This window comes from Chryseobacterium lathyri, assembly GCF_030812195.1.
Taxonomy (GTDB): Bacteria; Bacteroidota; Bacteroidia; order Flavobacteriales; family Weeksellaceae; genus Chryseobacterium; species Chryseobacterium lathyri_A.
In genome coordinates this window covers 592,206-603,966 of record NZ_JAUSSF010000001.1, presented here as the reverse complement: position 1 = coordinate 603,966, position 11,761 = coordinate 592,206, and the positions used below count along the sequence as shown (strand labels likewise).

13 protein-coding genes are annotated in these 11,761 nt (G+C 37.4%); 7 read left to right on the top strand and 6 right to left on the bottom strand.

Features of this window, described 5'->3' with window-relative positions; translation table 11 throughout:
• Window positions 1-81 precede the first annotated feature (81 nt).
• A complete protein-coding gene (locus J2T03_RS02855; protein WP_306842653.1) occupies window positions 82-1,683 on the bottom strand; it encodes a tetratricopeptide repeat protein in 1,602 nt (533 codons plus the stop codon).
• A gap of 630 nt (window positions 1,684-2,313) precedes the next feature.
• Here J2T03_RS02855 and J2T03_RS02850 point away from each other — a divergent pair.
• The 6 genes from J2T03_RS02850 to J2T03_RS02825 all read left to right on the top strand — a co-directional run bounded on the left by J2T03_RS02850 (window position 2,314) and on the right by J2T03_RS02825 (window position 7,047).
• Window positions 2,314-2,742: a transposase gene (locus J2T03_RS02850; protein WP_306842655.1), complete on the top strand. Its 429-nt coding sequence runs from the start codon at window positions 2,314-2,316 to the stop codon at window positions 2,740-2,742.
• A gap of 18 nt (window positions 2,743-2,760) precedes the next feature.
• Window positions 2,761-3,081: a helix-turn-helix domain-containing protein gene (locus J2T03_RS02845; RefSeq protein WP_306842656.1), complete on the top strand. Its 321-nt coding sequence runs from the start codon at window positions 2,761-2,763 to the stop codon at window positions 3,079-3,081.
• 259 nt (window positions 3,082-3,340) lie between these two features.
• The gene (locus J2T03_RS02840; RefSeq protein WP_306842657.1) at window positions 3,341-4,168 is read left to right on the top strand and encodes a hypothetical protein; all 828 of its coding nucleotides are present in this window, start codon (window positions 3,341-3,343) and stop codon (window positions 4,166-4,168) included.
• A gap of 12 nt (window positions 4,169-4,180) precedes the next feature.
• The gene (locus J2T03_RS02835; RefSeq protein WP_306842658.1) at window positions 4,181-5,005 is read left to right on the top strand and encodes a hypothetical protein; all 825 of its coding nucleotides are present in this window, start codon (window positions 4,181-4,183) and stop codon (window positions 5,003-5,005) included.
• Window positions 5,006-5,015: 10 nt separating this feature from the next.
• On the top strand, window positions 5,016-5,912 hold the full coding sequence (locus tag J2T03_RS02830) for a hypothetical protein (RefSeq protein WP_306842660.1): 897 nt from the start codon (window positions 5,016-5,018) through the stop codon (window positions 5,910-5,912).
• 142 nt (window positions 5,913-6,054) lie between these two features.
• Entirely contained in the window at window positions 6,055-7,047 is a 993-nt protein-coding gene (locus tag J2T03_RS02825) for an aldo/keto reductase (protein WP_307209301.1), read from the top strand.
• A 79-nt stretch (window positions 7,048-7,126) separates the two neighbouring features.
• Here J2T03_RS02825 and J2T03_RS02820 read toward each other — a convergent pair whose 3' ends face one another.
• The 3 genes from J2T03_RS02820 to J2T03_RS02810 form a co-directional block, all read right to left on the bottom strand.
• Entirely contained in the window at window positions 7,127-7,930 is an 804-nt protein-coding gene (locus J2T03_RS02820; RefSeq protein ID WP_307209300.1) for an SDR family oxidoreductase, read from the bottom strand.
• Between the two features lie 67 nt (window positions 7,931-7,997).
• On the bottom strand, window positions 7,998-9,656 hold the full coding sequence (locus J2T03_RS02815; protein ID WP_307209299.1) for an FAD-binding dehydrogenase: 1,659 nt from the start codon (window positions 9,654-9,656) through the stop codon (window positions 7,998-8,000).
• Window positions 9,657-9,824: 168 nt separating this feature from the next.
• A complete protein-coding gene (locus J2T03_RS02810; RefSeq protein ID WP_306842665.1) occupies window positions 9,825-9,992 on the bottom strand; it encodes a lmo0937 family membrane protein in 168 nt (55 codons plus the stop codon).
• Window positions 9,993-10,204: 212 nt separating this feature from the next.
• Between J2T03_RS02810 and J2T03_RS02805 the strand changes: the two genes are divergently transcribed.
• Complete coding sequence (locus tag J2T03_RS02805) at window positions 10,205-10,669, top strand: NUDIX hydrolase (RefSeq protein ID WP_307209297.1); 465 nt, start codon at window positions 10,205-10,207, stop codon at window positions 10,667-10,669.
• Window positions 10,670-10,671: 2 nt separating this feature from the next.
• Here the strand turns inward: J2T03_RS02805 and J2T03_RS02800 are convergent, their stop codons facing one another.
• Both J2T03_RS02800 and J2T03_RS02795 read right to left on the bottom strand, forming a co-directional pair.
• Window positions 10,672-11,160 (bottom strand): hypothetical protein, encoded by a 489-nt coding sequence (locus tag J2T03_RS02800; RefSeq protein ID WP_306842669.1) that lies wholly within the window; start codon window positions 11,158-11,160, stop codon window positions 10,672-10,674.
• 148 nt (window positions 11,161-11,308) lie between these two features.
• Entirely contained in the window at window positions 11,309-11,698 is a 390-nt protein-coding gene (locus J2T03_RS02795) for a Fur family transcriptional regulator (protein ID WP_306842670.1), read from the bottom strand.
• Window positions 11,699-11,761: the final 63 nt, after the last annotated feature.

Sequence of the window (11,761 nt, the reverse complement as noted above, 5' to 3'; positions counted from 1 at the left end):
TCTTATAATTTTTAGTTACATATTCATCTGAAAATCTCCGATATTCTAAATAAATCCAATTAAAAAACACTTTAAACCATTTTAAGATGCCGATTCCAAACTGTCTTTTTTCAGGTTGTTGATAAAATAGGAAGGGCTTACTCCGGTTTCTTTCTTGAAGATCACTGCAAAAACTTCTCTTGAAGAAAATCCACAGGCTTCAGCCAGATAGCTGATTTTATATTCCCGGTAGATAGGGTTTTCATACAGCTTATTGGTAATATAGCTGATCCGGAGACCGTTGATGTAATTATTGTAGCTGTTTTTTTTATACTGCTTGATGATTTCTGAGAGGTATCTGGTATTGGTATTCAGGTCAGTGGCCAGGGAAGTAAGGCTCAAATCTTTTTTAATGAATTTTTGTGATTTTTCAAATTTTTCCAGCTTGGCCAAAATCATTTTTACCGTTTCATCGGTGATATTAATGCTTTTATCAGAAGGTATTTCCAGCTGTATAATTTGTGTAGGAGAATCATTTGTTTTTTTAAGATTACTAATGACTGTCTCATAGCTTTCATGAAGTTTTTTCTGATTTCTTTTCCAGAAAAATATACCACCCGCCACAAGAAGTATGATTAAAATAAGAGCAAGCATCAGAATCTTCTGAATATTTCCGGTATGGACCTCTCCCTGCTCATCCATCATTTTTTTTACAGGAGTATTGATGCTTTTCTTTTCTTCGTTAACAAGACTGTCATTCAGTTTTGTGTAGAGGTTCATATACTTTTTTGAGGCTTCCTTTTCTCCAAGCTCTACATAAGATTTAAAGTTGACTTCATAAATATCTCTGCGGACGTAAGGTATGCTTGTTACTTTTTCCAGCTGTTCTGCCTTTTCTGCATACTGTACTGCCTGATCATACTTTTTTTGATCATAATACAGCCAGGCATATTCATTCAGAACACTTATTTCAAGGTTATTCGGTACGCTATAGCTTTTGTTCTGACATATTTTCAATGCTTTTTCAAAATAATTCTCAGCATCATTAATGCGGCTGGCAGCAACACTTGTCATCCCTAAATTCATATAAGACAGGGCAAGAAGATGGTATTTTTTTGACGTATAATCCTTGCTGTCTCCAATATGAACTGCACTTTGCAAACATTTTTTCTGATAGTGTATTATAGAATCCAGCGGCGCATTAACATGGGCCAAATACGAACTTATCCCTGTATATATCAGAGCTTTCAGATAATTCTTTCGGTCTTCAGGTGATGCTTTTTCAGATATTGTTAACGCCTTCCTAAACTCTCTGATGCTTTCATTATTAAAGCCTAGTTCCGTATAGGATGAAGCTCTTAACCTGTAAATATTGGCCAGCTTTGCATTGTCCTTTGCATCCAGCGCAAGTTTTTCAGCTTCTGTGCTGAGATCAATTACTTTTTTATAGTTTCCTGCATCAAAATATCTGGCCATCAGCATAGTGCCGCTTTCCAGAATTCCTTTTTTGTAATCTATTTTTTTAGAGGCACGGTAGATCTCATTAGAAAGTTCTATTGATTTTGCCAGATTGCTTTTGTACAACTCTTCAGCCTTGACAATTTCGGAATCAATTTCTGAATTTGTAGGAGATCCGGAACTGAGCTGAGCATGAAAAAGTCCGAAAATAAAGTAGAATAGAAGTAAAACGGTATTTTTCATCATGTATTTTTTGAAAGAGCAAATTAAGGACAATATTAATGATTATAGCTCAATAATAGTGTTAGTTTTTCAGAATTTATATTGCAAATTGAATTTTTTAACCAATTGATCTTAAATAATTTGAATCTAAATAACCATTTCAAATACAAGTTTCTTAATCTTAGTGAAAATAGCTGCAAAATACCTGCTTTTTTTCAGAATTAGTTTCATGTTAAGTTTTTTCATCTTCAGACAAAGTCCTAATATTGCACTCCTTTGCAAAAATAGGAGAGTATCCCGAAATGATTTACAATAATCAGACTTGGCTCTTCGTATACCATCCCAGGAGCATTATGAAGATCATGCTTGAGTATATTCGATCATAGTGAAATATTCGGAATTTACAACATCACATATTTTCATTTACCGGGACAAATCTTTAATGTTGCGTTAAGAATCTCATATGCTGTTCATATGATAAAAATATAATCAGGCTTAAAAATTCTAAAACACAGGTATGAAAAGCAATAATCCGCCAAGATTTCCGATTTCCCTCAATTAGAAATTTTGTCGTATTGCTTTTCCTTTTATATCTATTAACTTCCACAGTAGAGATTCCCTGCATTCGTAAAACACAGATAATTAAAAAAATATATGGATTTAAAAAACCTGCACATTGGATCAATGATAAAAGAAAAGGTTGACAAAAACGGTATAGAAATGTCCCGCATATGTAAATTCCTAAACTGTAATGAGAAGGATATCACCAAAATGTATGAATCTTCTGCTTTTGACACGGAAGTTCTGCTGCGCTGGTCCAAACTTCTCCAATATGATTTTTTCAGACTGTATTCTCAACACCTGATTTTGTATTCTCCACAATCTTCTATGAATTATATTCAAAAGAAAAAAACAGAGGAATCACTCCCGGCTTTCCGTAAGAGCCTTTACACCAAAGAAATTGTAGAATTTGTTCTGGATAAAATCAAAAAGGGAGAAATGACAAAATCCAATGTAATTTCTGAATATAAAATCCCCAAAAGTACCCTTTACAAATGGCTGCATAAATATGATAAAGGATAAATAAAATATTACAACACAATGAAAAATATTCCAGATTATAAAAGAATCTATACAGACCTTATCAATGAAAGGTATCCCGATAAAAAAGAAGCATGCAAAACCATACTTTCTAAAAAGACCTTTTCAATACTGGATGTCATTGCTTGCAGCAGTATTCTTACGAATAAGGAAGATGAAAGTTCCTTAATTTTTAATCAGAAGCACCGCTTTTTCGATCAGCAATCCATTTTTGAAATACTGAGTTATCAGAAAAAACATGGATATAATAACGCACAGCTGGCCCGGCATTTTAAATTAAGCAGAAATACAATTGCTAGCTGGAAAAAGAAATTTATTTAAATAATACAGCAAGATAAAATATATTTAAAACACAATCAATTAAATATCAAATATTTACAAATAAAAACTAATGTGTTTTTTTCAGAAAACATTACACCGCATACTTTTTACTCTGAAAGAATTTGTCAATTTTTGCATTAATCTACTAACATTAATTAATAAAAAAATTTAAATTTGCATTTTGGAATCAAATTTGTTAATAAGGCATTTTAATATCAGAAGTTCCATTAAAACTGACATTTTTAAAAACACAATTCAAATGAAAAAAAACTTGCTATCCCTAGCTCTGATAGCATCATCTTTTGTTGGTGCACAGATAGGAATCAATACCAGCAACCCGCTGGGAGCTTTGCATGTAGACGGTGCAAAAGACAATATTGCTTCGACCACTCCCGCCCAAATCAGCAATGACCTGGTTATTACCAATACCGGTTTTATAGGAGCAGGAGTTTTAAATCCAATTGTAAAACTTGATATGCGGTCAGCCGGACTCCAAAATGCGGTAGGGCTAGGCACCACCACCATGACTGCCAATGCAGCGGGGGCTGGAGCAGTGCGATATGAACCTACTCAGGCAAAATTTCAAGTATCTGACGGAAATGTCTGGGAAGCAGCAATTATCCTGCCCACTAAAGCTGTAGTGGTTGCCAGAATGACAAACCCCTTCTCTGTTGCGTACAATTCTGATGTAAATATTACCGGATGGAACGAGGTCAGAGATCTGTCCAACAGTTTTGATCCTATTACAGGAATTTTTACCGCACCTAGAGCCGGTGTTTACACGTTTTTAATGACGTATAATTTTGTTTCCGGTTCGGTAGCCAGTTCCTCTGAAGTCACCAGCCAGTTTTACAGCCCAAGTACAGCTTCTATACTTGCCCGTTCTTACAAAACCTTTGCCCGGAGCAATGAAGATGCCCAGGTAGGAGGATCTGCCGCCATTACCGTAAGTTTAACTGCCAACCAGACCGTACGCCCACAGCTTAATCAGAACATCACAGGTTCCGGAGCAAGAGCTTTAAGAGCAAATGCAGACTGGACCCATCCAGATGCAGGCTTTAACAATCTGACCATTATTGAAAATTAAAAAGTACACAAAATGAAAATTAAAAATTTATATAAATTACTGTTTTTTTTCCTGTCATTCTTTATACAGGCCCAGACGGGTATCTTTACCAAAGATCCAATGCAGACATTTCATATAGACGGTGCAAAAGATAACAGCAGTGTCCCGCCTTCTGCACCTCAGATATTGAATGATATAGTAGTAACCTCCGATGGCAAACTAGGAGTGGGTCTGCTAAATCCCAAAACAAAAGTAGATGTCCGCTCTGCTGATCAGAAAGGTATTATCGGGTTGGGAACAAGTACACAAACTGCTGCGGCTGCCGGTGGTGGAGCTATCCGTTACAGTAACGGAAATATCATCCAGTATTCTGATGGTGTATCCTGGCATAGCCTTCCTATGGCCTTACCACCTAAAGCAGTGGTACTGGCAAATAACAACAGTTCACTGGCTTTAACAAATAATGCTACAACCCTTGTAAACGGATGGAGTGTAGTTACAGATTCCCAGTCTAATTTCAATGGTACTACATTTACTGCGCCCAGAAACGGATTTTATATCGTTTCTTTCAGCATTACTTTAGCTGATGGGAATATCGCCCAGAACTCAAGGATAGAAACCATTATTGAAAGTAATACTGCTACTAATAATATCCAGACGTACAGAAGTGTAAACTCATATCCGGCATGGGACGTTAATACCGTCAATAATATTGTCGGAGGTAACTGTACAGCCATTTTTAATTTGTCAGCAGGAAATACAATCCAATTTAAGGTATTCCACAATTTCGGAGGCAACAGAAGCATAAATACCGCCAACACCGGAACCAATAACAGTATCAGTATTTACGAATTATAAACTAACAAAGATGAAATTAAATAAAAAAAATATATTATTCCTGGGTCTGGGACTCCTCCCAAATTTAATTTTAGCCCAGATAGGTATTGGTATTAATAATCCGAGCCCGGCGAATTCCATTGAAATTAATACTACTGAAAAAGTCATTATTGATAAAACCGGAAAAATAGGGGTTGGAGTAGCTGCCCCAAAAATGGCGATTGACCTAAGAAACGGGGCCAATGGTTCCATGGCTATAGGAATGACAAATCAAACTGCAGCTGAAGCCGGAGCTGGAGCCATGCGTTACAATCCAAACCCAGCTATCGGAGTTCAGGGATATATAGAATATTCCGATGGAACGGTATGGATTCCTATTCTGCCATACGGAAAACCGAGAATTGTGGTGATGGCCGAGAAAACGAATAATAATTCCACTGTTTTTGAAACCGGTTTGTGGCCTGTAGGAAATTATACAGACGGAATTCCCGGAAGATCTTCTGCTTATCTCACTTCATGGGCAGAAAAACTGGATTCGGATTCCGGGCAGCCAAGAACCAATTTTGATCCTGCTACAGGGGAATTTATTGCTCCGAGATCGGGCGTATATTATGCTACTTTTACTTTTGCCCTTGCACCAAGTCAGGTTAATACCAGTTTTGGACAGAACCAGACAGAGGCAATCTGGGAAGTAAGAAATTCTTCCAATGCGGTTATACAGAGGATAAAAACCAATAATGGTTATCCTCAGGATACAGGAAATGCTCCTAATGCTGTGATAGTAGGATCTGCCTGTACTGCAAGCCTGTATCTGAATGCAGGTGACAAACTAAGACCTTTTGTATGGATCAATGTATCGTGGGACCCGGACAAACGTCCTCTTCTCAATACGGGAGGCTATAATGTTTTAACGATTGTTGAGCAGTAATGTCTCTTTTTTGCTCAAAACAATAAACTATACCAGAAAAAGTAAAATAACCTCCTAAATAAGAGGTTATTTTTTATATCCTTTACTTGTACTCTGCACGATGTTTGCATCTTACTTCTTACCAACACTTAAATGCAATCATATGAAAACAGACGTTTTAACAGAAAATCACAGGTTAGGAATAGGCGGGGTAGCGATAGGAACTGCCTTCGAAAATATAAGTGAGGAAGAATCTTATAAAATACTTCAGACTGCCTGGGATCTTGGGATCCGTTATTATGATACATCTCCCTGGTATGGCCTTACAAAAAGTGAAAAAAGATTCGGAGACGTCCTGAAAGACAAAGATAGAAACGATTTTATATTTTCAACTAAAGTAGGAAGACTGTTTCATGAAGTTCCTGAATCAGAAGTTCCGCCTACAATGTGGAAAAAACCGCTGAATTATGATTTTAAACACGATTATACAGCAGATGGAGTCAAAAAGTCTATAGAAAGCAGTCTGCAGAGAACAGGGCTGGCTTATATTGATATCGTTTATATTCATGATCTGTCTGAAGATCAGGTAGGGGACCGCTATCCTTATTTTCTGGAACAGGCAAAGAAAGGAGCATTTAAAATTCTTTCCGAACTACGGGACCAGGGAGTTATCCGGGCATGGGGAATGGGAGTGAATAAAATTGAACCTATTTTAGATTGTATTGATTCTGCTGATCCTGATATCTGCCTTTCCGCAACACAATATTCTATTCTGGAACATGAAGAGGCTGTTGACAGACTGCTTCCGGCTGTTAAAAAAGCAGGAGTAAAACTGGTTTCCGGTGCTGGATATAATTCCGGATATATTGCAGGAAGAGAAAGATACAATTATAAGGATGTAATTCCAAAAGGAATGGCTGAAAAACGTGCTGCAATAGCGGCTATTGCTCAAAAATATAATACGGATATTGTACATGCTGCGGTTCAATTCGTTTTGGCTTCAGATGAATTTGTTTCTATTATCCCCGGAGCCAGCAGGCCAGAACAGGTTAAAGATAATATGGAAGGCCTTAATGCCACTATTCCGGCTGACTTTTGGAATGAACTGAAATCTGAAGGACTAATCTATGAAAAAGCGCAGGTTCCTGAATCTTAAAACAAATTTAGATTATTAACTTTATTTCCAGTCAGATATAAAAATAAACCTCTCTTTACGGGAGGTTTTTTGTATTTGGCTAAACCACTTTTGCCTTACGGACAATCTTCGCCAGAAGGGAAGGAAAGAACCTTTTAAGATAGGTTCCCGCTACTTCTTTACCACCTATAGATACCTGATATTTCTTTTTTCCTATAGCTGCAAGCATTTTTCTTGCAAACACATCTGCAGGCATTCCTTCATTCGTAGCATCGTCCATAGTTCCCTGCAGAGAACCGTTTCCTGTTAATGCATTTATAGAAATATTAGTCTGTACAAAGCCGGGACAGATGATGGTTACTATAATTTTTTTAGTATATAATTCAGCACGCAGCGAATCAAAAAAACCATGGAGCGCATGCTTTGCGGCTGCATAACTGCTTCGCATCGGAGCTCCGAAAATCCCCATCAGGCTGGAGACTACAGCAATATGCCCGCCGCCGTTCCTGATCATATAGGGAAGCAAAGATTTTGTAAGAGCTATAGTTCCTATAAAATCAATATCCATTAAGCGTTTATCAACTTCTATATCAGTTTCTATTGCCAGAGAACGCTGAGACAGCCCCGCATTATTAATCAGAATATCAATCTTTCCAAATTTTTCTATGGCTTCTGCCACGATATCCGGCATTTTTTTATACTCTTCCAAATCCAAAGGCAGTACAAAAAAACGGTTCGCATCCAAACCTGCCTTTTGGACAACGGTATTCAACTGATCTTTATTCCTTGATGAAAGGATAATTTTCGCACTGCTTTTCACCGCCAGTTCTTTCACCAGAGCTTCCCCGATTCCTGATGAAGCTCCCGTAACCCAAACCACTTTATTATCAAAATAAGTATTCACTTTTGTTTTATTTACTATTTAAAATGAACTATTCACCCAGAAAAGAATTCACTGTTGGTGTTGGCATTTAAAGTCCTGCTATATATTTTCCTGCTTTCATTCCCGAAAAAATGCAACCCCCAAGAAATGTTCCTTCTAACGCACGATAGCCATGCATTCCACCACCGCCAAAGCCGGCAGCTTCTCCTGCTGCATAAAGTCCGTCAATCACCGTATCATCATCTCTTAAAACCTGCCCGTTAAGATTCGTTTTAATACCGCCTAATGTTTTCCGGGTAAGAATATTGAGCCGTACAGCAATCAGAGGGCCATTCTTAGGATCCAATATTTTATGCGGGGCTGCAACCCGTCCAAGTTTGTCCCCTAAATAATTTCTTGTATTCCTGATATAATTGACCTGCGTGTCTTTTGAATATTTATTGTCCAGTTCCCTGTCCCTGGCTTCGATCTGTACTTTAATTTTTTCATAGTTCAAAAGTTTAGATCCAGACAGTTCGTTCATCTTTTCCACCAGGTTCTTCAGATCATCTGAAACAATAAAATCTTTTCCATGTTCTTTAAAAGCTTCCACAGGTCCCGGTGCTTTTTTCCCAAAAATCCTTCTCAGAAAAAGGACATAATCTTTATTGGTAATATCCGGATTCTGCTCTGATCCGGAAAGAACAAATTCTTTTTTAATGATTTTTTGGGTCAGAATAAACCAGGAGTAAGAAAATCCTGTTTCCTGTATATGCTTCAGAGTTCCAAGAGTATCAAATCCCGGCAGAAAAGGAGCGGGGAAGCGGTTTCCCTTCGCGTCAAACCATAAAGAGGATGGCCCCGGCAGTATTCTGATCCCATGTTTCGGCCATATTGGGTTCCAGTTCTGTATTCCTTCTGTATAATGCCACATTCTGTCAGGGTTAATGATGTGTGCTCCACAGTTTTCTGCAACACCGATCATTTTTCCATCCACATAGGCAGGCACACCGCAAACCATATTGTCCGGAGCTTTTCCCAATCTTTTCGGCCAGTTCTTTCGTACCAGCTCATGATTGGCTCCTATACCGCCTGATGCGATGATGATATGAGTTGCATGGTATTCAAACTGTGAAATCACGTTCCTGTTGGTAGCAGCACCTCTTTCTTTATCATCATTTTCGAGGATTTCACCCTTTAGGCCTTGAGTTTTGCCATTTTCAATGATCAGTTCAGTCACTCTATGCCTGAATTTCATCTTTAAAAGACCTTTTCTTTTTGCCTCATAAGCTTTATCTACAAAAGGCTTCACAACTCCTGTCCCGGTTCCCCAGCTGACATGGAAGCGAGGCACAGAGTTTCCGTGACCGGTTGCTGATCCGTCTCCACGTTCAGCCCAACCTACCATAAACATAAATTTGATCCCCAGTTTAGAAACATAGGCGTATTTTTCATAGGCTGCAAATTTCAAATAGGCTTCTGCCCATTTTCTGGGCCAGTAATCTTCCGGACGGTCAAAGCCAGCCGTTCCTTTCCAATCCTGAAGAGCCAACTCATAAGAATCTTTAATTCCCATTTTCCGCTGCTGTGGTGAATTGATCAGAAACAGGCCACCGAATGACCAGAATGCCTGCCCACCAATATTCTGTTCAGTTTCCTGATCCAAGAGAAGTACTTTTTTTCCGGCATCGGTAATTTCCATAGCAGCAGTCAATCCTGCTAATCCTGTTCCCACAATAATAACATCAGGCTGGAATTTTTCTTCCATTGTATTGAATTGCTTTTATTTACATTGTATATCCTATAATAAATATATAAATATTTCAGATGTAAATCTGAAGATTCTGTCATCAAATATTATTAAAATCAAAAAACAGGTCAGAAATGATTTTCTGACCTGTTTTCATTTGTTATTCAATAAAGACTCTAATCATTATCACAGGGGCCTTTTACCGGAAATGATATTATAAAGTATTACAATAATGGCAATTACCAAAAGAACATGCACTAAGTAACCAGTACTTATTCCCGGTACGATATTTAACATTCCAAGAAGCCAGACAACGATACAAATGACGGCTACTAACCATAATAAATTTCTCATGACTTAAATTTTTTAATGTTATTCTCTTTATTCAATACATATTCTATGCCTTTATGAAGAAAATCCTCAATAGTATTCAAAATGTGGTACCTATAATATTTATCTGAAGAAATAAAAATAGATAATCATAGTATTGCAGAAAGTATTAAATTGTTTATGAGCAAAGCATTTATAAGCACGCAGGGAATTTAAAAATACCTTATCTTAAGGCTATGAAAACAAGTGCCGGCATTTTGCTATTTAAAAGAGAAAAGAACAGTCAGTATTATTTTCTGGTTCATCCGGGCGGTCCGTATTGGAAAAATAAAGATGCAGGTGCATGGTCTATCCCAAAAGGTGAGATTGTTCCTGATGAAGATCCTCTGGAACGGGCTTTAATTGAGTTTAAAGAGGAAACTGGCCAAACCATACAAGGAAAATTTACCGCTTTATCACCTGTTAAACAGAAAGGCGGTAAAACTGTTTATGCATGGGCTTTGGAGAGTGATCTTGATACATCAGGGCTTTACAGCAATACATTACAGATGGAATGGCCTCCAAGATCTTCCAAAATGATCGAAATTCCTGAGGTAGATCAATGGGAATGGTTTGAATCAGCAGAAGCTAAGAGAAGGATCAATCCTGCGCAGGCAGCTTTTATAGACGAACTGGAAAAAATACTGAACGAAGTGAAATAAGCTTATTTTTTGATCCCGATAGAATCCAAAGCATTAACCGTCAGATAAATATCATTAAAAACAGTCAGTGATTCAATATCTGAAAATGCAGATGACATCAGATCGCTTTTATTAAAAGACAGCTCAACTGCCTCATCATAGGAAGCTACAATTCTTACCACGGAATATCCATTATAGGCAATGATAAAGCCTTCAAACAGACAGTTCTTTTCTGCGTTCTGATATTCGGTATATTCTTCAAATCCGGAAGTATTTCTTTTTACAGCATTATGATCAAGTGATTTCCAGGAAGTATAGTTCTTGGGTTCTTTTAATACATTTCCTTCTTGGCCTACGGGAACAAACATTCCAAGCGTCAATGGACGTCTTAGAAAATTAGCATAGTTTTTCATCAGACGTAATGTCTGAAGATCAGCATATCCTTCGTTAGAATAGTACTCAATAACAAAATCTGTCATCGGAATCAGCTTGTGGGAAGCTTCAGTCGGCATAATTGGTGTTTTCTTTTATGAAAATAAAAATAGTACTTTTATTTGCTTTACCAAACATAATCTGCTTAAGGTACAGGAAAAAAACTGATCCTGAACTTTATAAACATCCGGAAAGCAAGCAGGCGATCAGGCGGTGCTGCACAAGATTTTATATTTTGGAACATTTCGGACATATTCCGCTTACTATAAAATTATATTCCTGTGCTATAAAGTCCGTTGGTAGCCTGATATCAGGAACCACATTTTCAATGCAGGTCACTGAATGGCATTCTTTACAGTTGAAATGAATATGATTGTGAAAATGCTTTCCTGCATTACATTTTCCACTGCATTTTGCGAAATTCACAACCCCGTCAATATTAATAATTTTATGAATGAGGCCCTCATTTTCAAGTCTTTCAAGCACTCTGTAAATCGTGACTCTATTGCATAAATCACCCAGCTTTTTCTGAATATCTGATTGTGAAAGAGCTATGTCAGAATGATTAATGACATTTAAAATTTCAGTTTTAGCCTGGGTATTTCTGGTTTGCTTCATTTATTAATGCAACAAAGTTGCGTTATTTGAATTTTATTTATACTTTTGCAACAAAGTTACAAT